The sequence below is a fragment of the Pseudocalidococcus azoricus BACA0444 genome (assembly GCF_031729055.1).
In the GTDB taxonomy this organism is placed as follows: domain Bacteria; phylum Cyanobacteriota; class Cyanobacteriia; order Thermosynechococcales; family Thermosynechococcaceae; genus Pseudocalidococcus; species Pseudocalidococcus azoricus.
In genome coordinates, this window is the sequence record NZ_JAVMIP010000004.1 from 18,567 (window position 1) to 44,011 (window position 25,445).

A 25,445-nucleotide genomic window follows, 5' to 3' on the forward strand; every position below is an offset into this window, starting at 1 on the left:
ACCCTCTTCATTGCTGCGAGGTCTGAGATGCTTACTACCCAGTCAATCGTCACATTTGCCGAGTATTTAGACAATGCAGCCAAATCCAATACCTGCTATGAGCTTGTTCAGGGTAACTTAGTTCCCATGACTCCTGCAACGTTTCTCCACACCTGGATTGCGAAGTTCCTGGAGCGGCTCTTTGATCAACAAATTATGACCCATAGCTATTCTTGGGTAACGTATCGAGAAACAGTTGGGCTACGGATCGGAACCAACACAGTGCGGTTACCGGATGTTGTTGTTGCGCCCTTAAGTGCAGTTGAAAACCTTAAGATGAACTCATCAGTCATCCAGTCTGCTGTTCCTTTAGTGGTTGAAACTATCAGTCCAAGCTTGATCCACGAGAATTACCAGGCCAAGCTTCAGGACTATCAATCTATTAACGTTCAAGAATATTGGATTGTTAACCCATTAGAGTTAAATAAAGTCAGCATTTACAAAGGACAAGATAATAACTATCAACTAACTATTTTTGAGCAAAATCAGCCTATTCAATCCCAAGTTTTTCCTGAGTTAAAGGTTACACCCAATCAAATTTTTGCTGCATCAGCCCAAGGATGTTGATTGCGAAACCTACAACAAATCAAGAGGCTAGTATGATTACAACAACTCAGAAGCTCACGTTTGAAGAGTACTTAACCTATGATGATGGTACTGATACACGGTATGAATTGGTTGAGGGTCAGTTAGTTTCAATGACTCCAGCAACCTGGCAGCATTATTTTATTACTCATTTCATCTTTGAAACTTTGTTACAAGAAATCAGACGCTTGCACTTACCTTGGATGATTTTTGTAGAACCAGGCCAACGAACCGGCGTTAGTACCTCCAGAATTCCTGATCTTGCTGTAATTCCCACGCAACAGTTAAAGGCATTGAAATCTCGTTCAGCCGTATCTGAATCCCCAGTCTTACTTGCTATTGAAGTGGTGAGTCCCAGTTTGATTCAAGATGATTACATAACCAAACGAGACGAGTACCAGGCCACGGGAATTCCTGAATATTGGGTTGTAGATGCTATTAGCGATGATCCCAGAATTACCATTCACACCTTGCATAATCAAGTTTATGAACTACAGGTTTTTCGTGATGCTGAATTATTGACTTCTCCGACATTGCCTGAATTGAAAATTGCTGCTGCTCAAATTCTTAATGCCTAGCTAGAGGATGTCATAAAATGCAGATAACCGCCGCTCAAAAACTGACATTTGAGGAATACCTAGCCTATGATGATGGCACTAATCTACGGTATGAATTAGTCAATGGGCAATTATTACCAATGGCTCCCCCCAAACCAAAGCATCAATTTATCGTACGAGCTTTAACTCTTGCATTTGAGCAGGAAATCTATCGTCTTAAATTGCCTAGGATGACATTAACTAATATCGGAGTCAGAACCGGATTGAGATCTTGCCGATGCCCTGATCTTTGCTTGACAACCATTGAACAGGCAAGAGAAATTGATGAAAAATCAGGAGTTTTTGAAACCCCACCCTTACTTGCGGTTGAAGTCGTCAGTCCCAGTTCGGTTGAAGATGATTACATAACCAAACGTGATGAATACCAGGCCACGGGAATTCCTGAATATTGGGTTGTAGATGCTATCAGTGATGATTCCAGAATTACCATTCATACCCTTAAAGGTGAGGTTTATAATTTACAAGTTTTTCGTAATCAAGAGCAGTTAGTTTCTGCCACATTTCCAGAATTAAAAGTTACGGCTGAAGCAATTCTAAATGCATAAATTTCTTCTCATTGCAGGACATCTCTATGACTCTGACTCAAACCCGGCCCCGTGATGTACAAGTTACCGAAATTGGCACGAATACAATTGTCTTACGGTCACGCACCTGGGAGCGGCTCAAGTTTGAAATTGAATATGGACGGCAACAGGGAACTACCTCTAATTCCTATCTGATCCAGACCGAGCAAAGTGCCTTAATCGATCCGCCGGGAGAATCGTTTACGGAGCTTTATTTAGCCGAGCTAGTACAGCATATTTATCTCCAAAAACTGAACTATATTGTTCTGGGGCATCTCAACTCTAACCGCCTGACTACCCTAAAAACCCTGCAACACCTTGCGCCCCAGGCCATCTTTGTCTGTTCTAAACCCGGAGCCATCACTCTCAAAGCCGCCTTAGGGACAGATGTGAATGTTTGGGTTCCCCGCAATGATGCGGTTTTAGACTTGGGACAGGATCATCAACTCCAATTTATTTTTGCCCCCACGCCCCGCTGGCCCGATGGATTGTTAACCTATGATCCGGTGACGCGAATTTTATATACGGATAAATTTTTTGGGACTCATGTCTGTGGGGATGCAGTCTATGACGAGGCCTGGAAAAAGCTGGATCAAGACCGGCGCTATTACTTTGACTGTCTCCATGCGGCCCAATCCCGTCAAGTCGAAACAGCCCTCGATAAAATTGCCACCCTCACCCCGAAAATGTATGCCCCGGCCCACGGCCCCCTTGTTCGGTTCAGCCTCAGTCGCTTAAATCATGATTATCGGCAATGGTCCCAGGAGCAAAAGGAACAAGATACAACCGTTGCACTCCTCTATGCTTCGGCCTATGGCAATACGGCGATTATGGCCCAGGCCTTGGCGAAAGGCTTATCCGATGCTGGGATTAAAGTCGAATCTATCAACTGTGAAGCCACACCACCCAACGAAATCCAAACCATTGTCAGTGAAGCCGATGGCTTTTTGATTGGCTCTCCTACTCTCGGCGGCCATATGCCCACCCAAGTCCAAACAGCCCTGGGTCTGGTGCTCTCCCATGCGGCCAAAACAAAACTGGCCGGGGTTTTTGGTTCCTATGGCTGGAGTGGCGAGGCGGTGGATGAAATTGAAAGTAAGCTCCAAGACGCAGGGTATGCCTTGGGATTTGAAACTTTGCGGGTGAAATTTACGCCGACTGAGCAAGATTTATTGGCCTGTGAAGCCGCCGGAACCGAATTTGCCCAGGCCCTGAAGAAAGCCCGCAAAAGTCGCACGGTTCGCCAACCTGTGTTATTGGATGTGCAAGCGGATCGGACAGAGCAGGCCGTCGGGCGTGTAGTTGGTTCTCTTTGTGTCTTAACGACTCCCAGTAGTGATTTAGAGGATCTAACCCAGGCCGAGTCAGTCTTAGTCTCATGGGTTTCCCAGGCCTCCTTTAATCCCCCCGGATTGACCGTGGCCCTGAGGCGGGATTGGGCGGAAAACACCTGCCAGATTGGAGATGTTTTTGTCTTGAATATTCTCAAGGAAGGCTTAAATATCCGCCGGAGTTTTCAACAACCCCTCAAACCCGGTGCAACACCCTTGACCGAGTTGAGATTAACAGCAGCTAGTAACGGCTGTCCAGTCATTACGGATGCCTTAGCCTATTTGGAATGTCAGGTAGAATCTCGCTTAGAATGTGGGGATCATTGGCTGGTCTATGCCGTTGTCCAGGCCGGGCATTTACTGGAGGATAATGGCTTAACGGCAATTCAACATCGCAAATCCGGGCAGCAATATTAACACCAACTCATTAAAACTGCCCCACTAACCGCTCCACCTGCTCCTTGGCCGTTTTCAAATCACAGCCCGTTAACAGCCGATACCGTTTGATGGCTGCAATTTTCTGGCCCTGCTGCACCAAATCCCTAATCATCATTTTCTCACCCATTGTCAGAGAGACGGGATCAGCGTCATAGTCAAGGGCCGAGTTACGTTCAGCATTGATGCGATTGAGGCTAAGAAAAAAAGCCAGAACCGCTAAAGAGAGCAAAAATAACAACCCAATCCCAATGACAACCGTAATCGCCATAGATTTAACTCCCAACCTGAGGCATAGGTTTATATAGGCTGTTCTGAGAGAATAGAACTGTCAAAAAAACTACCCACAAAGTATTTTTCGACTGGTCTCCCTCTGATCCTAAATGAGTAACCCTAAATGAGTAACGCTATATGAGCAAGACTACCGCTATTGGGGCATCTTTGGTGCGGAGGACGCATCCGTAACCCGCTGTCGAAAATTAGTCACATTTTGATAGAAAGGTAGGGTGTCCAGTTCTTGATCGCAGTTGGGGCCAATTTTAGGAGTCTTATGAGCACAACATCTGGCAAATTAGTGGTGATCACCGGCCCGAGTGGGGTTGGTAAAGGGACACTTTTACGCAAGTTTTTAGCCAAATATCCAGACACCTATTTTTCTGTCTCGGCTACCACTCGCGCCCCCCGGCCTGGGGAAATTGATGGCCAAGATTACTATTTTGTCTCAACTGAGAAATTCCAGGCCATGATTCAAGCCAATGAACTTTTGGAATGGGCCGAGTTTGCTGGCAATTTTTATGGCACCCCCCGAGATCCAGTCGTGACTCAGGTTGCCGCTAGCCGGTTAGTAATCTTAGAAATTGAACTGGCCGGAGCTAGACAAGTCCGCACCACCTATCCCCAGGCCTGCCAAATCTTTATTGCCCCCCCATCTCTAGCTGAACTCGAACGCCGGATTCGTCTGCGGGGCCAAGATTCAGAACCTGCCATCAGCCGCCGCCTCGAACGGGCCAAAATTGAACTAGAGGCTGCCCATGAGTTTGACTATCAAATCATTAACGAAGATTTAGACGTTGCTTTACGGGGCCTGGAAGGGATTGTCTGTTAAAGATACCAATAAAGATGCCAAGCCCTAGTAAAAAACCCCCAGGCCAGGCGCGTGAGGGCAAAATCAGATTCGTTCAATTGAGAAATAGAGGAGCTTAGACTGTCGCTAAATTTTGCGCCACAAAGTCCCAGTTCACCAACTTACTCAAGAAGTTTTCAATAAAGCCAGGCCGGGCATTTTGGAAATCCAAGTAGTAGGCGTGCTCCCAAACATCCAAGGTCAGCAAAGGCACTTGCCCATGCACGAGGGGATTTTCGGCATTAGGGGTTTTGGTCACTTTGAGGGTGCCACCTTCGGAAACCAACCAGGCCCAGCCACTGCCGAATTGGGTTGCCGCGGCGGTGGAAAATTGTTTCTTAAACTCATCAAAGCTGCCAAAGGCACTCTCAAGCCGAGCCGCTAACTCTCCCGTTGGCACACCCCCACCCGCAGGCTTGAGGGAATTCCAGAAAAAGGTATGATTCCAGACTTGAGCCGCATTGTTGAAAATTCCGGCTTTACTGGGATCACTGAAACTAATCCGAATCACATCTTCTAAAGACTTATCGGCTAATTCCGTATCTTGGGTGAGTTTGTTGAGATTATCCACATAGGCTTTATGGTGCTTGCCATAGTGGAATTCAAATGTCCGGCCCGACATCCCATAGGGTTCTAAGGCACCAAAATCAAAGGGTAGAGGTGGTTGCTGAAATGCCATACGTGTTCAAGACCTCTTGTCAGAATCTAAAGTGAAAAAATGACTGGACAGAAACTGATGTGACGGCTCAAGCCAATTTTTGCAAAACCATCAAGCCAGCTTTAACAATTCTCAATGATTCTAACACTCACCCGCAACGAGACTAAATGCTAGAGCTATCGGAGGACGGAACCACTGTTTGCTGTACCCCCCTGCGATGCCGCCAGGCCGAGAAAGCAACCCAAGCCCCCAGGCCTGCCAAGGCCAACAAACTAAATTGGGCCACCCAACTAACTAAGGTTTCTAAGGAGACTAATCGCCCAGCAAAATAGGCCAAGGAGACCATCACTCCTGCCCACAAAGCCGCCCCCGCCACATTACAGAGCAAAAATTGACCATAGGGCATCTGGGAAATTCCCGCCAACGGTCCAGCAAAAATCCGTAACAAGGCGACAAACCGCCCCAGGAAAACCGCCCGGGGTGCATTACAACTAAACCGATTCCGCAAATCCTCCAGTTGGGTCACATCCAGTTTGAAAAATTCCCCAATCTTGAGCAACAACGGCCAGCCTCCCAGTCGCCCCAACCAGTAGCCAAAGTTATCCCCCAAGGTGGCCCCGAGAATCGCACAGCCCAAGACAATGGCAAAGCGCATTTCGCCACTACCGGATAAAAATCCCCCCACAAGGACAATTGTTTCTCCTGGGAGCGGAATCCCCATATTTTCCAACATGATCCCCCCCAGGATTGTCCAATAGCCATACTCACGAGCAAAGTCTTGAACCACATCGAGGGAAATTTCCGGCAAGAGCATAGGGGTTAGGGGTGAAAAAGGGAGAGCGTTACGGCCTAGAGCTATTTTTTACTGTAGCGGGTTTCTGAGTATGAAGAATATTTTCGTGAGATTTTTTTGACCCGCGCCAATGTGGGCCGGAATTGATCGGGGCCTGGCCAAGTTCCTTAGAATTAAGGCAGGTTAATTTTTGTTCCTGACTTCAAATTTTCCTTTCCTTCACTGTTCTGCCTAAATGCTCAGCCCAGGCCCACAACCCACTTCGGGGGGATTTCTTTCCCTGCTCCACAACCGCAACTTCCTCAAACTCTGGAGCGGGCAGATCATTTCCCAATTGGGAGACAAGATTTTCTTGGTGCTTTTAATTACCCTTGTGGTCAACTATCAGGCCCCGGCCTACTTAGCGACCTCTATGGCTTCGGCGGTGATGGTGGCGAATACCTTGCCTGCGGTTTTTTTTGGGTCGGCGGCCGGAATTTTTGTCGATCGCTATCCGAAACGTACCATTCTCAGTGTCACGAATATTTTGCGGGGGCTATTGGTGCTAACAATTCCCTTTTTACCCAATGAGTTTGCGCTGCTGTTGCTAGTGGCTTTTTTAGAGTCCATCTTGACCCAGTTTTTTGCCCCGGCGGAACAAGCGGCGATTCCCTTGCTGGTGGATGAAAAAAATCTCCTCTCCGCCAATGCCCTGTTTATTACCACCATGATGGGGTCTTTAGTCATTGGGTTTGCCATTGGGGAGCCGGTCTTGAGTTGGGCCCAAAGTTGGGGCAAGCTTGGGCGGGAGTTTTTTGTTGGGGGACTGTATATCTCGGCCGGCTTGGTCTTGAGTTGGATTCGCGTCGAGGAATCTGTCACCACCCATGAGCAAAAATGGCAGTTTATTGGGGATCTCAAAGATGGCTTTGGCTACTTACGGAAGAATAAGCTGCTCGGCCAGGCCATGCTCCAACTCACGGTTTTATATTGCGTCTTTGCGGCCTTAACTGTCTTAGCCGTTGGTCTGGCCCAGGAAATTGGCCTGAAACCGAATCAGTTTGGCTTTCTTTTGGCTGGCTCTGGGGCCGGGTTGATCTTGGGGGCCGGCATTTTAGGGCAGTGGGGAGAGCGTTGGTCAGATCGGCCCTTACCCCTCTATGGCTTTTTAAGTATGGCGTTTGTCCTGCTGGTCTTTGCCTTTGTGGATCGCCTCTGGCTGGGTCTGGGTTTAAGTGTGTTTTTGGGCATTGGAGCCTCGTTTATTGGTGTCCCGATGCAAACCCTGATCCAAATTAAAACTCCCCCCGAAATGCGCGGCAAAGTCTTTGGTTTTCAAAACAATATTGTCAACATTGCTCTGAGTGTCCCCTTGGCTTTGGCTGGCATTCTTGCGGATTTAGTGGGCTTGCAAGCAGTATTAGTGGGTTTAGGGATTGTCGTGGCAGTAGCGGGCATCTGGGCTTGGCAGAAAGGGCAACAGATTGTCGAAGAGAGCATTTGAGATTGAGCGTCTGGGCCTGGGGGGTGTACATCCGGCCGGTTTCAAACATAGAGATCATCTAGGGGATTTCGACGCTTGCCCCATAGGACACCCCAGGAATACAGGCAATGGGTTCACCCTCTAACTCGCCCATAAAAAAGCCAGCCGGATCGGTGTTGTAAAACCTAGTGGCATCAAACTGGCCTGGGTTCCAACCTTCCGCCGCCGCCCAACCGGGTAATTCTGGAACCTCAGCAATAAAATTATTATCTTCCTGACTCCAGTAAATAATTACTTGATATTTGATTTGTGACATTATCAGGCCTTAAGCCCCGGAAGCCGCCGAACCCTCGTGGGCTGTTTTCACCCACTTCAACCGCTTAGCCCGCACCGACATCCGCAACGTCACCCCGGCCACCACCGGCAACCAATGGAGCATATAAACCGTGGCCCGAATCGCTGAAAATACCAAGCTAACCAAATGCATCGGTAGGGCCTGGGTGCGGGGAATCGCCCGTAACATCCCAATCACAGAAAGCGTCAAACTCAGGCTGGTCAAGGGGATTAACAGGGGGGATTTGGCCCGTAAGGCTGCCATTAAAAGGTCGGGAATTGTGGCCGTGGGAATCCCATATTTGATCATCAGCCAGAACAACATATCTAGGCTTTTGCGGGTGCCGAGGCGATTGCGAACTAACTCTGACCAATAATCGAGATAGCTTTGATAGCCCCCTTCCGCCCAGCGATTCCGTTGATGCCAAAGTGCTTTTGCAGTCGTCACTCCTTCTTCGGATACAGCGGGATCCATGAGCAGATCAATATCCCAGGCCTGGAGGTGGAGCTGTAAACTTAAGTCCAAATCATCGGTAATTGTCGATTCATTCCAACCGCCACAATCCGCCAAGGCCGCCCGCCGGACAAACTGCCCATTCCCCCGTAGTTCCCCCAGGCCCCCGACCGCAATTCGTTGTTGTTGAAAATAGGCATCTAAGGCCATCTCGGCGGTTTGCCCCTGAGTCCAGAAATTAATATCACTGTTGCTAATGGCTTTACGGACTTGGACAGCCCCAACTCTCGGAGCTTGAAAACGGGTGATTACGGTTTTAACCAGGCCTGGGTCAATCACCGCATCGGCATCAAACACACCAATAATTTCACCCTGGGTCAGGGGTAAAACTTGATTCAATGCCCCCGATTTGCCGCCAGTGGCTCCCAGCCCTCGCCGTAAAACATTGAGCTGCTGATAGTCTGCTTTGAGTTGCTGAAGAATTGCCCCGGTCTCATCACTACTGTTGTCATCCACAATCCAAACATCCAGTAAGTCTGCTGGATAATCCACCCCACAGAGCGACTTCACCAAACGGGCAATCACCGCTGCTTCATTTTTGGCAGCAACAACTAAGGAAACAGACGGGAGTTGAATCGTCTCAGCTAATTCTGGTTTCGTCTCAAGCGGTAATTCAAGCCCAGATTTTGGGCGCGTTGTCACTAACCGAACTCCATGCACCGTCATCACAGTGGTTAAAGCCCAGATCAACCAAATCCCATGGGCCATGAGATGCAACCCAATCACCACCGCCCAGACTGCAGACAAAACCATCGCCGCCTTAATCCGCCGCCCATCTAAAATTGGTTGGGGCGTGAGCGCGGCCTGGTCGGTCTCATCCACCCAATCGGTCAACAGGGCATCAAGCGGATCAAGCTCGTTGGAGGAATCGTTTTCGGGCCAGGAATTCTCCGGCATAGGACACTTGATTTAAGAACCAGTACTTATCAACACCTTTGAAGAAACTGGGGATGAGGTAACACCACACCGTACAGCCTTCACACACCGACAACCGCCCCTGAGATTGCCGATACTCTTCCACCACTTCCGACTGCTTATAGAGGTCATAGAGTTTCCCTTCGATGGGGACACCTTTTTGGGCAAAGTGGTAGCAGGGGAGCAATAACTCGTCATTAGGGGAAATTGCAATCACCGCATCAACGGCCTTACACCGGGGATTTTGGGTGTCGTTTCCGCCAGCACGAATTAAGGCTAGGGCTGCTTTATTGTAACCAACGTTACTATACTTCCTGGCATTCTGTTCAATGCTCTCAGCAATGGCGGGTGTCGGGTTTTTCTTGCTGTTGTAATGCTCATGGGCGGTAAAGGCCGGATTTAACCAGACCCGCACCCCTAAACGTTGCCCCAGTTCTGCCACTCCGCCAATTCGGTCATAGTTTTGGGCCGTGACAGTATGGTTGAGGACGGGATATTCACCGAGGTCTTTAGCAATTTTGACCGACTCCACTAGGGTTTCAAAGATTTTCACGCCCCGCGAGTGATCATGGGTTTCAGCATCGGCTCCATCCAAGGAAAAGTTGAGAAAATCCACCAGGCCATGAATCTCCTTTGCCCGCTTGGGATAGAGGATCGTATTGGTGGTCATGCTGGTAACAAAGCCCAGACCCTTGGCCGTGCGATAAATTTCCGGGGCATCGGCCCGCAACAGGGGTTCACCGCCCGTAAAGTCCACATACTTTACCCCCAGTCGCCGCAGATCCTGGAGGTTTTTCCAAATGGCTGCAAAATCCGCCTCCTGACCCGGTTCTAAGGCCCAAATATCACAAAAATGACAGCGAGCATTACAGCGGTAGGTGAGATAGTAATTGGCAACCAATGGGGCCATAATGATAGTCCTGACGGGGTAAATGGCAAATTGGGCAAGTCAATAAATATAGGCCTTAGCCCAGCATCAAGATAGAAAATACTCAAGGAATGACCTTTGTAGGACGATGCTTGCTCAATAGTTTAAGCCAAATCTAGGGAAAGAATACAGCTAAAATAACTGAGGATAGTTCTTTATCTGCAAAAATAAGTTCCCAAGATTCGCTTGACCTGTTTGAGATATTACCCATTATGTTGTTCGCCCGCCTGAGGAATGATTCATGGCTGTGAATCTGGATCTACTCAAACCTGCCCCGCCCAAAGATGTCAACATTTTTACACCCTACATTCCCAGTGGAAAGCGGACCTTTTTACCCTTAGGGATTGCTCTCTATCAGCGGGGAACCTTGGAAGGACAACGGGGAATTGAGGGGGGAGACAATATCGAGTTTGTCGCGAGTTGGAATATTTCAAACCTGCCGGCCGATTTAGCGCGGTGTAATGTGGTGTTTGATGGCAACCCAGAATTAACCTACGAAATTACGATGACAACCTTTGAGTTGGTGGATCATTTAATTGATGTCCTCGTCAGTTATCGGCGGGCCCGGGTGGCAGATTTTTCTAAAACGTTTTATCGGAAGCTATTACGATTAGAGTAGGAGAACTTTCGGGCTGGAGCTTTTGTTCATATTCCTGATTTTCCCTCTCTCCCCCCTGTCATTGGAGAGATCGCTATAGTTTCGCTAGGAGTCTTGTCGCTGTGCCTCATCATTTGATTATTGGTTCCATCACTCCCTATAGCGGTAAATCAGCAACAGTCCTGGGCCTGGCCCACCAACTCCAAAAACGGAAACTTGCGATTGCCTTTGGTAAACCCATCGGGACAGGGTTAGGGGAGACGGGGCTAGACGCTGATGTGGCTTTTATTCAAGCGACCCTGGGCCTAAATGAGAAGAAAATTCGCCCGACAATTTTGACCTTGACCCCTGATTTAATGATTCAACGCTTACAGGGCCTGGATATTCATCACTATGCCGATAAGCTCTCTGCCTATCAAGAACTGGGTAACCTCGATGAATTAGTCCTTTTAGAAGGCCCCAGCACCCTCGAAGAAGGCCGGCTTTTTGGCTTATCTCTGCGCGAGATGGCCATGGCTCTTCCAGCTAAAATTCTCCTGATTGCCCGCTATCTTTCCCCCCAAGTTGTTGAATCCCTGCTCCTAGCCCAGTCGGAATTGGGCGAGTATTTGCTGGGTATCTTGATCAACGACATTGCCCCGAATTATTGGGAATCTGCCACCCTTGCCAAGGAATTTCTCGAAGCCCAGGGAATGCCAGTTTTAGGGTTACTGCCGCGCAATCAACTCCTCCGCAGTGTCAGTGTGCAAGAATTGGTGCGACAACTTGGGGCTGAGGTTTTGTGTCGGGGAGATCGCCTAGATTTACTAGTAGAAGAATTAAGCATTGGGGCCATGAATGTCAGCGCGGCACTTAAATATTTTCGCAAGGGCAACAACATGGCAGTGATTACGGGAGGCGACCGGACAGATATTCAATGGGCGGCCTTGGAAACCTCGACCCACTGTTTGATTTTGACGGGTCACTTGCCCCCCACACCTGCCTTAATGGCCCGGGCTGAAGAACTGGAAATTCCCATCCTCTCAGTTGATTTGGATACCTTGACCGCCGTTGAAATTGTGGATCGGGCCTTTGGGCAAGTACGACTCCATGAAGCGGTAAAAGTCGATTGTGTCTATCAACTGATGGCGAAACATTTCCAAACTGAGCGACTCTTGAGGGCGCTGCAATTACCGTTGCTGGCCTGAGCCAAACTGAATTTCCCCACTCAATCAATGGAGTGACAGTGTGATGGCTGAATTGCCAAGGTCGCCGCGTATCCCCCCAGGGCCTAGTCAAGAGTCGGTTTGGGATTACCCTCGCCCACCGCGCTTGGAGGCGGTTGATAAACATTTGCGAGTGATTTTTAATGGGGAAACAATTGCCGAAACCCAGGCCGGCTATCGGGTCTTAGAAACCAGTCACCCGCCTGTTTATTATTTTCCACCTCAAGATGTTCAAGGGGCGTATCTCCGGCCTGTGGCTAAGCAGACCTATTGTGAGTGGAAAGGCTGGGGGAGTTACTATGACGTTGTTGTGGGTGAAAAGTCCGCCCCCCAGGCCGGTTGGTTCTATGGCCTACCTACTCCTGATTTTGCTGCCATTCAAAATTATTTAGCCTTTTATGCAGGGCCGATGGATGGCTGCTATGTGGACGGCGAATTAGTTACTCCCCAACCTGGCCAGTTCTATGGCGGCTGGATTACAAAGGAGATTATTGGCCCGTTCAAAGGTGGCCTGGGAATCTCGGGGTGGTGAGTCCAGATATTTATCGGTCGGTAAAGGGGTAACAGGATTTTGAAGATATGTTATGAAGTAATAAGTTAATTCTGCTCGTTGTTTAAAAAATATTAGGCAATCTCCCTTTGAGTAATTTTTCTCTACTGGTTAAACCAATTTGGCAGCCATGGCTTTTTTGGGGCGGGCTGACCTTATTCTTGGCACTGGGAATTAGTCTGACGCTGTGGCAATTACCGATGGCTGAACCCTATGTCCGCTCGGTCATGGTTTTGTCGGGAAATATTTACCAGGGAGAACAAATATTCCTGCTTAATTGTGCCAGTTGTCATGGGGTGGCGGGGGTTGGGCAGGTGGGGCCAAGTTTAATAAATGTGGCCAGTCGCCGTTCCCAGGCCGGGATTATTCATCAAATTACCAGTGGTCGCACCCCGCCCATGCCCAAATTTCAGGCCACACCTCAAGAAATGGCAGATCTGCTCAGTTATTTGAATACCCTTTAGCTGGCCGGCTGGGATTACTGTTGACATACTCCACCGCCCTATAGCTTGCGTGTATAGTAGGACAGGGTTTTTCAAACGAGCAAGCTCTACAGACCCAGGAATTTTCGATGATTTTGGCCGGACAGGCCTGGAGATAAACCTATTTTGACGACTTAGCCAAAGACATTTCGGCGGGTCTGTTGGAGCTTCTCCAGGATTTGTGGCTTGCACTTTTCTAATTCCGTTTTCAGGAGGTTGCGGCTGACACTGGGGGGCGCAGCAGAGGAGAGGGATTTACTGGTTTGAACCCAGTCGCGCAAGAGTTGACGTTGAAAGGTGGCAATGGTTAGGGTAATGACGTTGGTGCAGTGCTCTGGATCTTCGAGGGCAAAAAATAGCAGCGGATAATAGCCGTTGGATGCCAAGAGGAGAGCCACTTCTTGATTGCGGGGAATCTTCAGGTCTAAGTAGCAGGGTAACCAGCGGGCCCCTTGTTCCGGGTCATAGAGGGCCGTAATCCAGAGCATCATCGGATGGGGGGACATGGTAAACAAAAACTGATTGTAGCGGGTATTTAACATCCGGCGGTCAATTTCATTTCGGGGTAGCATGACCCATACCGTTGCGGCCGATTCCCGTTGGGCATGGATGGTACTGGCAAAAACAATTTCGGCGCGGGGTTTATCAGTAGGCCATTGGGCCTGCCAGGCAGTTTCTTCCACTGACTGGAGGGCCGCTTGGGGCATGGATGGAGCAGTGGGGAGGGGAGCGGGAACAGAGAGAGTTTCGGGGTTCGAGGTGCGATTGAAGCCATAGCGTTCCTCGAGAAACTCCAAAACAGCGATCATCTCTGCCACCCGCTGCGGGCGTTCTTCCCGAGACTTAGCCATACAGGCCATAATCAGTTCATTCAGTTCTTTCGGGATCACTAAGTCCGGGGCGGCGATAGCTAGGGGAATGGGTTGTTGAAAGTGATGGGCCTTAAACCAACTACCAATGGAGTGACTCTCGGCCTGGAGGGGCATTCTACCAGTCAGCATTTCATACATGGTAATGCCCAAACTGTAAATGTCCGAGCGACCATCCAGTTCCCGCCCTTCAATTTGCTCTGGCGAACAATAGGCCAATGTCCCCATAAAGGATTGGGTTTGACTGCTACCGAGATTATCACTCAGGAACTTGGCAATGCCAAAATCTAAAACCTTGGCTAACTCCCCCATGCTGGCATCAGGCACAACTAAAGCATTACTGGGTTTAATATCCCGATGAATAATTGGACAGTTTTTTCCCTCCAGCATCACCCCCTCATGGGCCACCTGTAAGCCCAAACAAATATGTCGCATCAGCCGGATGAATCTGGGGATTGGCAGGGGTTCGATCATGATCATGTCACTGAGGTTTTCCCCTTTCAGGTATTCCATGACATAGAAAGGGACTTCATCGGCATTAACCCCGTAGTCAATCACCCGGACAACATGAATGGTTTTTTGACCGAGCAATGCCCCCGCCCGCGCCTCTTGGGCAAACCTAACCTTCATCCGCTCATTCATTAAGGATTGGGAAAGGAACTTAACGGCAACCGGAACCCCCCCCAACAAGGTATCGGCGGCCAAATATACCCGCCCCATTGACCCCTTGCCAATGAGTTCTGTGAGGCGATATCGGTTCATTAATATCTGGCCAATAGTGGCATCGGAGTTGATATCGGCCATGGCTACTTTCCGAGAATAAATCGTTGAGGTGAATAGAGGCTCCATTCCTATCCTAGCCCGTTCTTTCAACCGCACTGGGGCCTGGACAAGTCCTGCTTAACTATCTACGCCAAGGCGAAATTTATGCCCGATGGAGTCAGTTTGTCCCCTAATCTTGTTCACCCAGGCCAGTTAATGATCTCTAATTTAACGGGCGGTTTGCTCTAAATCTGTTTGGGTGGATGAAACGGGTTGTCCTAGTTTTGGCTCCGTTCCTTGCCAGAGGCGTTGAATATTACTCTGATGCCGCCAAATGACAAACAAGCCCATGCAGACCCCCAGGCCAATGTAGGGAACTGGCTGCCCAAAGACCCAAAACCAAATCGGCAATGACATTGCGGCAATAATTGAACCAAGGGAGACAATCCGACTCAGGCCCAAGACAACTAAAAATACCCCCAAAGTTGCTAACCCTGTTGGCCAATTCAGAGCGAGTAATACCCCTAAACTGGTGGCAACGGATTTTCCGCCCTTAAAGCGCAACCAAATCGGCTGACTATGGCCAATCACTGCCAGTAACCCCAAAAGGATCAACACCCCGGCCTGGGCTAACCCACCCAAGTCATTGCTCCACCCAGCCAGGCCCCAGCGACCAAGACTAATCGCGACGGCCCCCTTGCCAATATCCACAATCAGCACCGTTAACCCCGCCGGCCAACCCAAATTCCGTAAAACATTCGTGGCCCCAGTTGAACCCGATCCACAGTCGCGAATATCAATCCCTTTGAGCCATTTTCCGAGTAAATATCCTGTGGGAATTGAACCCAAGAGATAACTGATTAAACCCAGGCCGGCTATCCAGATTACTTGGCTACTTGTCATGGCACCTTCCTCAAAGGGGAATACAACCCCACTGCCCCCATTAAAAACTGTTGCGGGGCCGGGTGAGAGACTATGGCAGAATAGAAAAGCTGTATTGACACCTAAGCCTGTGACTGCCACTGCCTTAACCCGCCGTCCTGTATTTCCCTTCACAGCAATCGTAGGCCAAGAGGAAATGAAACTCTCCCTGCTCCTGAATGTCATTGATCCCAAAATTGGCGGGGTGATGATTATGGGCGATCGGGGCACGGGCAAATCCACAACCATTCGCGCCCTCGCTGATCTCCTCCCGGCCATTGAAGTGGTCGCCAATGATCCCTTTAATAGCAGCCCCACCGATGCAGACTTGATGAGCGATGAGGTCAAGTTAGCCATTGCCGCCGGTCAAGAGTTACCAATTATTAGCCAAAAGGTGACGATGGTGGACTTACCCCTGGGCGCGACTGAAGACCGGGTGTGCGGCACGATTGACATTGAGAAGGCTTTGGGGGAAGGGATTAAGGCCTTTGAACCGGGCCTGCTGGCCAAAGCCAATCGGGGGATTCTCTATGTGGATGAGGTGAACCTGCTGGATGATCACCTGGTCGATGTTTTGCTGGATTCAGCCGCCTCTGGTTGGAATACGGTGGAACGGGAAGGCATTTCGATTCGCCATCCAGCCCGGTTTGTTTTGGTGGGATCGGGGAATCCAGAGGAAGGAGAACTTCGGCCCCAGTTGTTGGATCGGTTTGGAATGCACGCCGAAATTCGCACCGTTAAGGATCCCAGTTTGCGGGTCGAAATTGTCGAACAACGCACCCAGTTTGATCAAGACCCAGAAGGGTTTTTAAGTCAACATCGCACCGAGCAAGAACAACTCCAGGCCCAGATTATTGCCGCCCAGGCCCGCCTGCCCCATGTCAGCCTCGACCATGAATTGCGGGTGCAGATTTCCCAGGTCTGTTCCCTCTTAGATGTGGATGGCCTGCGGGGGGATATTGTCACCAATCGGGCCGCCAAGGCCATTGCTGCTTTAGAAGCCCATCAAGATGTAACCGTGGATGATATTCGCCGGGTCATTGTTCTCTGCCTCCGCCATCGCCTCCGCAAAGACCCCCTAGCCTCGATTGATTCTGGGGATCGGGTCGCCCAAGTGTTTGGAGAGGTTTTTGGGGTTGAACTGGCAACGTAGAAAACTATTGGTGGTCTAGCATCCCTGCTTTGAGGTGAGAAATTCTAGTTTTAGGCTGTTGACCATGTCTGCAAAAATTCCCCTGTTCCAAGTCAATGCCTTTACGGATCGCCCTTTTTCAGGGAACCCCGCCGCGGTGTGCTTGTTACATGAGGATCGAGAGCCGGCCTGGTTGCAAGGGGTCGCGGCCGAGATGAATTTGTCGGAAACAGCTTTTTTGCTACCCCAAGGCCAAGATTTTCAACTGCGCTGGTTTACTCCGACCCTAGAAGTAGATCTATGCGGCCATGCCACCCTCGCTGCTGCCCATGTTCTCTTGAATCAAAACCTTGTTCCCGCCGATCAGCCGATGACGTTTCACACCCGCAGTGGCCCCTTAATTGCGCGTCAAGTTGGGAATTATTTAGAGTTGGACTTTCCTATTCAACCGATTGTCCCCACGGAATTACCAGAGTTACTGATTGCTGGTCTGGGGATTACCGGTGCTAAGCTCAAGTTTTTGGGAAAGACCCCCGCAGACTACTTTATTGAATTAGACGCTGAGACCTTACGGGGCTTGCAACCCAATTTTCCAACCTTGGCCCAGGTTCCAGGCCGGGGCGTAATTGTCACCGCTAAAGCCGATGTCCCAGAGGCAGACTTTATTTCCCGCTTTTTTGCTCCGGCCGCTGGCATTGCTGAGGATCCGGTCACGGGTTCGGCCCATTGCAGCTTATATCCCTACTGGTCAGAAAAACTAGACAAGAAACAACTCACGGGATTCCAGGCCTCGGGGCGGGGCGGTTGGGTCAAGGTTCGCGGTGAGGGAGAGCGAGTGGTTTTGGGGGGCCAGGCCCTGTTGATTTGGCAAGGAGAGTTAGTCGTTTAAGGCAGCCAGGGATAGTCTTGGAAATTGGGGGGGCGTTTTTCAAGGAAGGCGTTTTTTCCTTCTTGGGCTTCTTCAGTCAGGTAGTAAAGTAATGTGGCATTTCCGGCAAGTTCCTGTAACCCGGCCTGGCCATCACAGTCGGCATTAAAGGCAGATTTCAAACAGCGAATCGCCAGGGGACTTTTAGTGAGAATTTCTTCGGCCCAGCGCACCCCCTCAGCTTCTAATTGCTCCACCGGCACCACCACATTCACCAGGCCCATCTCTAAAGCCTCCTGGGCATGATATTGACGACAGAGAAACCAAATTTCCCGTGCTTTTTTCTGACCGACAACTCTGGCTAAATAACTGGCTCCAAACCCGCCGTCAAAACTGCCCACCTGCGGCCCCGTCTGGCCAAAAATCGCATTATCCGCCGCAATCGTTAAATCACAAACTAAATGCAAAACATGACCCCCGCCAATGGCATAACCAGCCACTAAGGCAATCACCACCTTGGGCATTGTCCGAATCAGCCGTTGCAGATCTAAAACATTGAGACGGGGTATCCCGGCCCCATCCACATAGCCCGCCAGGCCCCGAATACTTTGATCACCCCCAGCACAAAAGGCATATTTCCCATCCGTATGGGGCCCTGCACCTGTGAGAAGCACAACACCAATTGCGGTGTCCTCCCGAGCATCCGTAAACGCTGCGATTAATTCCGAAACAGTCTGGGGACGAAAGGCATTGCGCTTATGGGGACGGTTAATGGTGATTTTGGCAATGCCATTGGCTTTGTGATAAAGAATATCTTCGTAAGAATTGACTGCTTGCCAGGCCAGGGCCATGTTTACCTCAAGGGGGATCCAACTGCCATGATCATAGCTAATGACGATCCTTAGAAAATCCTAATCAAACAGGGCGAATGAATCATAGGCCGAGCCACTGAAATCCCCCTATAATCAGCAAGTGACGTTACCCCAAGGTCGGCTTGTGTTTGTCCTCAGTGGTTATGAATATTTTCTCGGCTTCTTACTGATCTGTGGCCTCGTCCCGGTTATTGCCCTGGTGGCTTCTAAGCTGCTCCGGCCCAAATCCCAAACCCTGGCCCGGATTACCACCTATGAGTCAGGGATGGAACCCATTGGCGGGGCCTGGATTCAGTTCAATATTCGCTACTATATGTTCGCCCTGGTCTTTGTCATTTTTGATGTGGAGACCGTATTTCTTTACCCTTGGGCGGTGGCCTTTAATCAACTTGGCGTCTTAGCGTTTATTGAGGCCTTGATTTTTATTGCCATCCTTGTCATCGGCCTGGTCTATGCCTGGCGTAAGGGTGCTTTAGAGTGGTCTTAAACTTAGCTCTAGGTTGCCTAAGACTACCCCATTCCTTAACTTGAACCTGTAACTTTTACCTGGGTAATTGTGAAATGACCGAACCAACCGCAGAATCTACCCCTGAAACAGCCATTATTGAAACAAGTCCAACCTCGCGATTACTAACCCAAGCGGGCTTGTCTCATGAATACTTGGGCCTGGACAGCTCTGGGGTACAAATGATCAAAGTTGAGCGGGAAAATTTAATTGCTGTTTCCCAGGCCCTTGTGGCGGCCGGATTTAACTATCTCCAATGCCAAGGTGGTTATGATTTAGGGCCTGGTCAAGAACTCGTCAGTTTCTATCATTTAGTCAAATTAACCGATGATGCTGTCCAACCGGAAGAACTACGCCTAAAAGTCTTTTTGCCCCGCGATGATGCCCGGATGCCCTCTGTCTATTGGATTTGGAAAACCGCCGATTGGCAAGAACGGGAAACCTATGATATGTACGGCATTATCTATGAAGGCCATCCCCACTTAAAACGGTTGCTGATGCCCGAAGATTGGGTTGGCTATCCACTGCGGAAAGACTATATTACGCCTGACTTTTACGAATTACAAGAAGCCTACTAATGTAGAGTTTCAGTCAGGCTTTAACTGAGAATATTGAACGAGTTCTTAAGGTCACTTATTTGATCACCCTCTTGCTTAAGTACTCTCTAATTGCCTCGGAAACATCCTCTTGAGGTTGATAAATTCGTCTGTTTAGATTTTCAGCATTCAACTTGTCTAAATAGGCTTGTAACGCTTCTTCATCATGACGATGGGAGAAGACGTAAACCCGTAGTTCTGATTTTGTTAGCTTGGTAAAATCGGGTCTCATGCTTATACAAACATCCATGTTCCATTGGGTCTAATTTCAATACTGATTTCTTCTTTGGCTAAGATAATTACATTCCCAGTTCTTTTAGCGAAAGCTACCAGATCAATAGAGCAATAGCGACTAGTGAGATCACAGCAAAGTTGGAGGCATTTGCGGGCTTGCTCTGTCGTGTACATACTCTTAAAATATAACTAAATAGAATGTCCTAGCCTTCTGATATTTCTATGTACTCACAAGAAATTAGGATAACATCACGCTATATTTTTGGATTCAGCCGCCAATTGCTCCAACAGCCACGGATCTACAGGACTCCCATCACGGCGTTTGAGAATGACGTTGACTTGAACCACCAGACCTGAGCCAGGGGGAGCCGGACTTTGTTGAAATTGAATCTCATAATCCTGTGGGTTTTCTTGGCGCAGTTTTAACCAATCCTCTACCTTGGCCTGGGCAAAGAAAGACTGGCCTTGGGCAAACATCTGGCTGACTTGTAACACGAGGCTGTGGGGTAAATAGCGGGCCATGCGGATTTAATTCCCTGATTATGCTGATCTATATAATTCAATCACCAGACCTGGTTCTAGATATTTCGCTCTATTGCCCAAATTCCGAGCGGGCCTGTTCGACTAATTCTGGGGTGACTTCATCTAGGGCCTGCTGGCGGGCGAGTTCTTCAATCCGTTGCCGGGCCTGGGTGCGGACAAAGTAGGGAATATTTTGGAGTTTCATTTCCGCCGCTTTTGACCAAGGTAAGACCCCACCTAGATCGCTGTTGTTCATCTGCTTAGTCTCAACCAGTTTGATCCCTGTATTTCTTGATCCTAGCCCAGAGGCTCTACCCTGACTGGGGGTTTCTCGCTGACCGGCCTGGGAATTGATAATTTTTAACAGTTGGCCGGGAAAAGAGTCCCCTCTCCACGAATTTCCTGTGAAGATTCTCGGCAACCAAGACCTTAACCCTGACTAAATCCGCTAGGATCAGATCTCGGCCTGAATTTTGGCATCTTTCTAGGCACCGTCCCAGGCCCTAACCCTTTGGCGTTTTAGTTTAGACATTGGCAAGAGGCATTATTTTGACTTCGACACAGACTCCCCTGAAAGTTACTCAAGAAAAGTTACCCGCCAGCCAAGTTGGCCTGGAAATTGAAATCCCCGGAGCCACCTGCCAGGAAGTCTATGACAAGGTGGTTGCCAAAGTTTTGCGTTCCACCGCTGTGCCAGGGTTTCGGAAAGGTAAAGTCCCTCGCCACATTTTGCTCCAACGGGTCGGGATTGCTAATCTCAAAATTGCTGCTCTTGAAGAATTAGTCGATACCAGCATTAAAGCTGCAATTCGCCAAGAAGAGATTCCGGCTTTGGGTAATTTGCAACTACGCTCTCAGTTTGAAGACCTGATTGCCACCTTTGAACCCGGCCAACCCCTCGTTATTTCCGCCAGTGTCGATGTCAACCCAGATGTGACCTTGTCTAGCTATACCGGCCTGGTTGTCGAGTATGAACCGGCCCAGCCCGACCCCGATTATGTCAGCAAAACTCTAGCCCATCACCAAAATGAGCGGGCCACCCTACTCCCCGTTGAAGATCGTCCAGCCCAGGCCGGGGATGTGGCGGTCGTTGACTTTCGTGCGGTTTTTGCCGATACCCAGGAGCCGATTGAAAATGCCCAGGCCGAGGACTTTCAACTGGAATTAAGCCAAGGGCAGTTTCTCCCAGAACTGATTGAGGGCATTGTGGGGATGGAAGTTGGCCAAACCAAAGAAATTAACCTCACCTTCCCGGCCGACTATTTTGATCAAGACTTGGTGAATCAAGCCGCAGTCTTTTCGGTCACACTCCATGAGTTGAAGGAAAAAGAACTCCCGCCTTTGGATGATGACTTTGCCCAGGAGATTAGTGAGTTTAAGACCCTGGCCGAGTTGGAAGCATTTTTAAATAGTCGTCAAGCCGAAAATGTTGAAAAAACGACCCGGACAAATCAAGAAGCGGCCCTTCTAAATCAGCTAGTTGAAAATTTAACGGTGGAACTCCCAGAAGTAATGGTTCAGCAGGAGGTGAATTATATTCTCAGTCGGACTCTCTCCCGCCTCAAGAGCCAAGGCCTGGATGTGGGCAACAACATTCCTGAGGAAATACTGGACAGTCTTCGGCAACAGGCCCGCCCAGAAGCCATCGCCCAACTGAAGCGCACCCTCGCTTTAGGTTATGTAGCCAAACAGGAAAAAATTAGCCCCGATCCAGAGGCGATTCAACAGCGAATTGCAGAACTGAATGCCTCGATGCAGGATCGTCGGCTTGACCAAAACCGTCTCAAGGAGGTTGTTGAAAGCGAAATTCTCGAGGAGTTAACCGTTAATTGGCTCTTGGAAAAATCGGAACTCAAAATTGCTGCACCCCAGCCAGCCAGCGAAGCTACCCCAGAAGAAACCTCTGCGGCCACAGCTACGGTTGAAGTCTCAGCCACTCCAGTTGAGTCCCAGTCGGGGAATGAGGCCGACTCAGAATCTAGCCCAGCCCCCAAAGAAGGCAGTCGTAAACGCAAAAAGCCAAATCCGTCACCAGCCGCGGATAGTTAGGCATAATGGGAGTAGCTAACTCGGGCCAGGGTGGAGGTTCTGCCTAAGACTCCCTGATTCAGGGTTAGAAATCAGCGCAGTTTTAAGGTTTTAGTGAATTCTATGCTGCATTCTCGCTCCAACTATCTCAGCCCCACTTCAATGGCAGCACCCTTTGATGCCCAGGCCCCCTATCCCCAGGTGATTGCTCCCCAAGCCAATATTGTGCCGATGGTGGTGGAACAGTCTGGACGGGGGGAGCGGGCCTTTGATATTTACTCACGTCTGTTACGGGAACGGATTATTTTCCTCGGTGGCAGCGGTGGTCAAGGGCGGGGCATTGATGATACGGTTGCCGATTCAATCGTGGCTCAACTCCTGTTTTTGGATGCCGAAGATCCAGAGCGGGATATTTACCTCTACATCAACTCCCCTGGGGGGTCTGTGACGGCGGGGATGGCGATCTATGACACGATGAAACACGTCCGCCCGGATGTCTGTACCCTTTGCTTTGGCCTGGCTGCCAGTATGGGGGCCTTCTTGCTCTCTGGCGGAACTCCGGGTAAACGGATGGCCTTGCCCCACTCCCGGATCATGATTCACCAGCCCTTAGGGGGCGCACAGGGACAGGCGGTGGATATTGAAATCCAGGCCCGAGAAATCTTGTATCACAAGAAAAAGCTCAACGAACTCTTAGCCAGCCATACCAGCCAACCGATTGAGCGGATTGAAGCGGATACGGAACGGGATTTCTTCATGTCAGCGGAAGAAGCCCAGGCCTATGGTTTGATTGATCAGGTGGTTACTCGCCAAACCTTACCCAGCCATGTTGAAGCAGTTCCCGCCTAGGCCTTAAATTGCCTCTAGGTTGCTCATTGAGGTTCCTCATGCCCAAATACGATGCCCATCTCAAATGCTCCTTCTGTGGCAAGTCTCAAGAGCAGGTCAGGAAGCTAATTGCCGGGCCTGGAGTTTATATTTGCGATGAGTGTGTCGAACTCTGTAATGAAATTTTGGATGAGGAACTCTCGTCCCTGGGGGTAGCTCCCCGCCGGGATCCCCAACCAGAACGCCCCCGCAAGCCCCGCTCGACCCTGCCTGCTTTTAACCAAATTCCCAAGCCGCGGGAAATTAAACACTATCTTGATGATCATGTGGTGGGGCAGGATGAAGCTAAAAAAGTCCTGTCAGTGGCTGTTTATAACCATTACAAGCGCCTCAGCCTCTTAGAACATCCCTCCAAGGGAACTGAGGATCATGTCGAGTTACAAAAATCGAATATTCTTTTAATTGGCCCCACCGGCTCCGGGAAAACCCTCCTGGCCCAAACCTTGGCCAAGATGCTGGATGTCCCCTTTGCGGTGGCCGATGCGACTACCCTAACGGAAGCGGGTTATGTGGGGGAGGATGTTGAGAATATTCTCCTGCGGCTTTTGCAAACGGCTAATTTAGATGTAGAAGAAGCCCAACGGGGGATTATCTATATTGATGAGATTGATAAAATCGCCCGCAAAAGCGAAAACCCCTCCATTACCCGAGATGTTTCTGGCGAAGGGGTTCAGCAAGCTCTGTTGAAAATGTTGGAAGGCACAACAGCTAATGTTCCCCCCCAAGGGGGCCGCAAGCATCCCTATCAAGACTGTATTCAAATTGATACCACCAATATCCTCTTTATCTGTGGTGGGGCTTTTGTCGGCCTGGAAAAGGTGGTAGAGCAACGGGTGGGTAAAAAAGCGATGGGGTTTGTCCGGGATGGAGAGAGCCAGGCCAAGGAAAAGCGGACGGCCGATATTCTCAAAAATCTCGAACCTGGGGACTTAGTGAAGTTTGGGATGATTCCAGAATTTATTGGTCGCATTCCTGTTGTGGCTGTGCTGGAGTCTCTGGATGAGTCAGCCCTGGTGCGGATTTTGACTGAACCCCGCAATGCCATTCTCAAGCAATATCAGAAACTCTTACACATGGATAATGTCCAACTGGAGTTTCATCCAGCCGCTATCCAGGCCATTGCCCAAGAAGCCCATCGGCGCAAAACCGGAGCCAGAGCCTTACGGGCGATTGTGGAAGAAATTATGTTGGATGTGATGTACGAGTTGCCATCCCGAAAAGATTTAACCCGTTGCCAAATTACCCCAGAAATGGTCGAGAAACGCTCTACGGCTGAACTCCTACTGCATCCTTCCTCTATTCCGACCCCTGAATCAGCTTAAGGGCTGTTGCGTTCTCCCTGAGTAATAAAGGCTATCCGTTGACCAATGTTGGCGGCATGATCGGCCATTCTTTCCAAATTACGAATGATCAACACCAGGACTAAGTTGGGTTCTACGGTTGCGGGGATTTCTAGTCCTTGCGCGAGGGTTTGATATAAGGATTCATAGTCACTATTCACGACTTGATCGAGTTCCCGTAAGTCATTGCCGACCGTTGCATCCAAGTTTGTAATTGCTAATAGGCTTAAGGACAGCATCATCTGAACGCGCTCAAACATACCGCGGAGGCGGGATAAACAAGGGGCGGGGGGGTGGGTAAAGAGCTTTGTTGCCAATTGACCAATTTCTTGGGCATAGTCGCCAATCCGCTCTAGGTCTCGCACCAGTTGCAGCATGGCACTCAGTAAGCGCATATCGTTAGCGACCGGGGCCTGGAGGGTAATAATCCCAATGCAGTTGGCTTCGATGTGATGGTAAAGGCGGTCTGTCTCAATTTCTTGGGCAATAATGGCGGTGGCGGCGGTTAAGTTCTGCTCAAAAATGGCTTGAAAGGCCAGGGAGCAGGATGTTTCAACGAGGGCCCCCATCCGTAAAACATCGGCCTGGACGCGTTTAACCTGGCGTTCAAATTGTAAGCGGAGAGGCCGGGAATTGGTCATCGCTAGGTTGAGGCAATCAGATGGGGCTGGCGGGTCATGGGTGATCCTCTTTAGTATCATGATTGGCTTATGGGGGGACTGAGACACTCCTAAAAAGTAATTTTCAGGATTGTGATTTTTAATCGTTACCCTAAAA

At 49.6% G+C, this 25,445-nt stretch carries 31 protein-coding genes; 17 read left to right on the top strand and 14 right to left on the bottom strand.

Going from position 1 to position 25,445, the window contains the following annotated elements; all coding sequences use genetic code 11:
- Nucleotides 1-27: 27 nt before the first annotated feature.
- From RIF25_RS06135 to RIF25_RS06150, 4 genes are read left to right on the top strand one after another with little or no spacing between them, the layout of a single operon-like run.
- Entirely contained in the window at nucleotides 28-606 is a 579-nt protein-coding gene (locus RIF25_RS06135) for a Uma2 family endonuclease (RefSeq protein ID WP_322877666.1), read from the top strand.
- A complete protein-coding gene (locus RIF25_RS06140; protein WP_322877667.1) occupies nucleotides 600-1,202 on the top strand; it encodes a Uma2 family endonuclease in 603 nt (200 codons plus the stop codon). The genes RIF25_RS06135 and RIF25_RS06140 overlap by 7 nt, the downstream gene beginning before the upstream one ends.
- A gap of 17 nt (nucleotides 1,203-1,219) precedes the next feature.
- Complete coding sequence (locus RIF25_RS06145) at nucleotides 1,220-1,786, top strand: Uma2 family endonuclease (RefSeq protein WP_322877668.1); 567 nt, start codon at nucleotides 1,220-1,222, stop codon at nucleotides 1,784-1,786.
- Between the two features lie 26 nt (nucleotides 1,787-1,812).
- A complete protein-coding gene (locus tag RIF25_RS06150; RefSeq protein WP_322877669.1) occupies nucleotides 1,813-3,552 on the top strand; it encodes a diflavin flavoprotein in 1,740 nt (579 codons plus the stop codon).
- Between the two features lie 10 nt (nucleotides 3,553-3,562).
- Here the strand turns inward: RIF25_RS06150 and RIF25_RS06155 are convergent, their stop codons facing one another.
- Nucleotides 3,563-3,841: a hypothetical protein gene (locus tag RIF25_RS06155; protein ID WP_322877670.1), complete on the bottom strand. Its 279-nt coding sequence runs from the start codon at nucleotides 3,839-3,841 to the stop codon at nucleotides 3,563-3,565.
- 279 nt (nucleotides 3,842-4,120) lie between these two features.
- Here RIF25_RS06155 and gmk point away from each other — a divergent pair, with 279 nt between their 5' ends.
- A complete protein-coding gene (gene gmk / locus RIF25_RS06160; protein WP_322877671.1) occupies nucleotides 4,121-4,675 on the top strand; it encodes a guanylate kinase in 555 nt (184 codons plus the stop codon).
- Between the two features lie 94 nt (nucleotides 4,676-4,769).
- On the opposite strand, the gene sodB is transcribed toward gmk, so the two are convergent.
- Nucleotides 4,770-5,372: a superoxide dismutase [Fe] gene (gene sodB / locus RIF25_RS06165; protein WP_322877672.1), complete on the bottom strand. Its 603-nt coding sequence runs from the start codon at nucleotides 5,370-5,372 to the stop codon at nucleotides 4,770-4,772.
- Nucleotides 5,373-5,514: 142 nt separating this feature from the next.
- A complete protein-coding gene (locus tag RIF25_RS06170; protein ID WP_322877673.1) occupies nucleotides 5,515-6,165 on the bottom strand; it encodes a DedA family protein in 651 nt (216 codons plus the stop codon).
- 214 nt (nucleotides 6,166-6,379) lie between these two features.
- Between RIF25_RS06170 and RIF25_RS06175 the strand changes: the two genes are divergently transcribed.
- Nucleotides 6,380-7,627, top strand: coding sequence for an MFS transporter (locus RIF25_RS06175; protein ID WP_322877674.1), 1,248 nt, complete (start codon nucleotides 6,380-6,382; stop codon nucleotides 7,625-7,627).
- Between the two features lie 58 nt (nucleotides 7,628-7,685).
- Here the strand turns inward: RIF25_RS06175 and RIF25_RS06180 are convergent, their stop codons facing one another.
- From RIF25_RS06180 to RIF25_RS06190, 3 genes are read right to left on the bottom strand one after another with little or no spacing between them, the layout of a single operon-like run.
- On the bottom strand, nucleotides 7,686-7,922 hold the full coding sequence (locus RIF25_RS06180) for a type II toxin-antitoxin system HicB family antitoxin (protein WP_322877675.1): 237 nt from the start codon (nucleotides 7,920-7,922) through the stop codon (nucleotides 7,686-7,688).
- A gap of 9 nt (nucleotides 7,923-7,931) precedes the next feature.
- Nucleotides 7,932-9,350 carry a glycosyltransferase gene (locus tag RIF25_RS06185; protein ID WP_322877676.1) on the bottom strand — a complete coding sequence of 473 codons (1,419 nt, stop codon included), beginning with the start codon at nucleotides 9,348-9,350 and terminating at the stop codon, nucleotides 7,932-7,934.
- Complete coding sequence (locus RIF25_RS06190; RefSeq protein WP_322877677.1) at nucleotides 9,304-10,278, bottom strand: radical SAM protein; 975 nt, start codon at nucleotides 10,276-10,278, stop codon at nucleotides 9,304-9,306. Before RIF25_RS06190 ends, RIF25_RS06185 begins: the two co-directional genes overlap by 47 nt.
- A 259-nt stretch (nucleotides 10,279-10,537) precedes the next feature.
- On the opposite strand from RIF25_RS06190, the gene ebsA reads away from it, so the two are divergent.
- The 4 genes from ebsA to RIF25_RS06210 all read left to right on the top strand — a co-directional run bounded on the left by ebsA (nucleotide 10,538) and on the right by RIF25_RS06210 (nucleotide 13,113).
- Nucleotides 10,538-10,915, top strand: coding sequence for a type IV pilus biogenesis protein EbsA (gene ebsA / locus RIF25_RS06195; RefSeq protein ID WP_322877678.1), 378 nt, complete (start codon nucleotides 10,538-10,540; stop codon nucleotides 10,913-10,915).
- 101 nt (nucleotides 10,916-11,016) lie between these two features.
- A complete protein-coding gene (locus RIF25_RS06200; RefSeq protein ID WP_322877679.1) occupies nucleotides 11,017-12,081 on the top strand; it encodes a phosphotransacetylase family protein in 1,065 nt (354 codons plus the stop codon).
- 43 nt (nucleotides 12,082-12,124) lie between these two features.
- Nucleotides 12,125-12,631, top strand: coding sequence for a DUF427 domain-containing protein (locus tag RIF25_RS06205; RefSeq protein WP_322877680.1), 507 nt, complete (start codon nucleotides 12,125-12,127; stop codon nucleotides 12,629-12,631).
- A 107-nt stretch (nucleotides 12,632-12,738) separates the two neighbouring features.
- Complete coding sequence (locus RIF25_RS06210) at nucleotides 12,739-13,113, top strand: cytochrome c (RefSeq protein WP_322877681.1); 375 nt, start codon at nucleotides 12,739-12,741, stop codon at nucleotides 13,111-13,113.
- Nucleotides 13,114-13,265: 152 nt separating this feature from the next.
- Here the strand turns inward: RIF25_RS06210 and RIF25_RS06215 are convergent, their stop codons facing one another.
- Together RIF25_RS06215 and plsY are read right to left on the bottom strand one after the other, a co-directional pair.
- The gene (locus RIF25_RS06215; protein ID WP_322877682.1) at nucleotides 13,266-14,804 is read right to left on the bottom strand and encodes a serine/threonine-protein kinase; all 1,539 of its coding nucleotides are present in this window, start codon (nucleotides 14,802-14,804) and stop codon (nucleotides 13,266-13,268) included.
- A 186-nt stretch (nucleotides 14,805-14,990) separates the two neighbouring features.
- Entirely contained in the window at nucleotides 14,991-15,665 is a 675-nt protein-coding gene (gene plsY, locus RIF25_RS06220) for a glycerol-3-phosphate 1-O-acyltransferase PlsY (protein WP_322877683.1), read from the bottom strand.
- 109 nt (nucleotides 15,666-15,774) lie between these two features.
- Here plsY and bchI point away from each other — a divergent pair, with 109 nt between their 5' ends.
- Nucleotides 15,775-16,836, top strand: a complete 1,062-nt coding sequence (gene bchI, locus RIF25_RS06225; protein ID WP_322877684.1) for a magnesium chelatase ATPase subunit I — start codon at nucleotides 15,775-15,777, stop codon at nucleotides 16,834-16,836.
- Between the two features lie 64 nt (nucleotides 16,837-16,900).
- Nucleotides 16,901-17,704 (top strand): PhzF family phenazine biosynthesis protein, encoded by an 804-nt coding sequence (locus RIF25_RS06230; protein WP_322877685.1) that lies wholly within the window; start codon nucleotides 16,901-16,903, stop codon nucleotides 17,702-17,704.
- Here the strand turns inward: RIF25_RS06230 and menB are convergent.
- Nucleotides 17,701-18,534, bottom strand: coding sequence for a 1,4-dihydroxy-2-naphthoyl-CoA synthase (gene menB / locus RIF25_RS06235; RefSeq protein WP_322877686.1), 834 nt, complete (start codon nucleotides 18,532-18,534; stop codon nucleotides 17,701-17,703). The genes RIF25_RS06230 and menB overlap by 4 nt on opposite strands.
- 145 nt (nucleotides 18,535-18,679) lie before the next feature.
- On the opposite strand from menB, the gene ndhC reads away from it, so the two are divergent.
- Together ndhC and RIF25_RS06245 are read left to right on the top strand one after the other, a co-directional pair.
- Nucleotides 18,680-19,042 (top strand): photosynthetic/respiratory NAD(P)H-quinone oxidoreductase subunit C, encoded by a 363-nt coding sequence (gene ndhC / locus RIF25_RS06240; protein ID WP_015123531.1) that lies wholly within the window; start codon nucleotides 18,680-18,682, stop codon nucleotides 19,040-19,042.
- A gap of 74 nt (nucleotides 19,043-19,116) precedes the next feature.
- Complete coding sequence (locus RIF25_RS06245; protein ID WP_322877687.1) at nucleotides 19,117-19,638, top strand: NAD(P)H-quinone oxidoreductase subunit J; 522 nt, start codon at nucleotides 19,117-19,119, stop codon at nucleotides 19,636-19,638.
- 55 nt (nucleotides 19,639-19,693) lie between these two features.
- Here the strand turns inward: RIF25_RS06245 and RIF25_RS17185 are convergent, their stop codons facing one another.
- The 4 genes from RIF25_RS17185 to RIF25_RS06255 form a co-directional block, all read right to left on the bottom strand.
- The gene (locus RIF25_RS17185) at nucleotides 19,694-19,906 is read right to left on the bottom strand and encodes a DUF6887 family protein (RefSeq protein WP_407682343.1); all 213 of its coding nucleotides are present in this window, start codon (nucleotides 19,904-19,906) and stop codon (nucleotides 19,694-19,696) included.
- On the bottom strand, nucleotides 19,891-20,064 hold the full coding sequence (locus RIF25_RS17190; protein ID WP_407682344.1) for a DUF6888 family protein: 174 nt from the start codon (nucleotides 20,062-20,064) through the stop codon (nucleotides 19,891-19,893). The genes RIF25_RS17185 and RIF25_RS17190 overlap by 16 nt, the downstream gene beginning before the upstream one ends.
- A 75-nt stretch (nucleotides 20,065-20,139) precedes the next feature.
- Nucleotides 20,140-20,412 (bottom strand): hypothetical protein, encoded by a 273-nt coding sequence (locus tag RIF25_RS06250; RefSeq protein WP_322877688.1) that lies wholly within the window; start codon nucleotides 20,410-20,412, stop codon nucleotides 20,140-20,142.
- Between the two features lie 70 nt (nucleotides 20,413-20,482).
- A complete protein-coding gene (locus RIF25_RS06255; RefSeq protein WP_322877689.1) occupies nucleotides 20,483-20,668 on the bottom strand; it encodes a PCP reductase family protein in 186 nt (61 codons plus the stop codon).
- A 293-nt stretch (nucleotides 20,669-20,961) separates the two neighbouring features.
- Between RIF25_RS06255 and tig the strand changes: the two genes are divergently transcribed.
- From tig to clpX, 3 genes are all read left to right on the top strand, one after another.
- Nucleotides 20,962-22,461, top strand: a complete 1,500-nt coding sequence (tig, locus tag RIF25_RS06260; RefSeq protein WP_322877690.1) for a trigger factor — start codon at nucleotides 20,962-20,964, stop codon at nucleotides 22,459-22,461.
- 102 nt (nucleotides 22,462-22,563) lie between these two features.
- Nucleotides 22,564-23,289: an ATP-dependent Clp endopeptidase proteolytic subunit ClpP gene (clpP, locus tag RIF25_RS06265; RefSeq protein ID WP_015126236.1), complete on the top strand. Its 726-nt coding sequence runs from the start codon at nucleotides 22,564-22,566 to the stop codon at nucleotides 23,287-23,289.
- Nucleotides 23,290-23,327: 38 nt separating this feature from the next.
- A complete protein-coding gene (gene clpX, locus RIF25_RS06270; RefSeq protein ID WP_322877691.1) occupies nucleotides 23,328-24,650 on the top strand; it encodes an ATP-dependent protease ATP-binding subunit ClpX in 1,323 nt (440 codons plus the stop codon).
- On the opposite strand, the gene phoU is transcribed toward clpX, so the two are convergent.
- The gene (phoU, locus tag RIF25_RS06275) at nucleotides 24,647-25,309 is read right to left on the bottom strand and encodes a phosphate signaling complex protein PhoU (protein ID WP_322877692.1); all 663 of its coding nucleotides are present in this window, start codon (nucleotides 25,307-25,309) and stop codon (nucleotides 24,647-24,649) included. The two genes, clpX and phoU, sit on opposite strands and share 4 nt — an antisense overlap.
- Nucleotides 25,310-25,445: the final 136 nt, after the last annotated feature.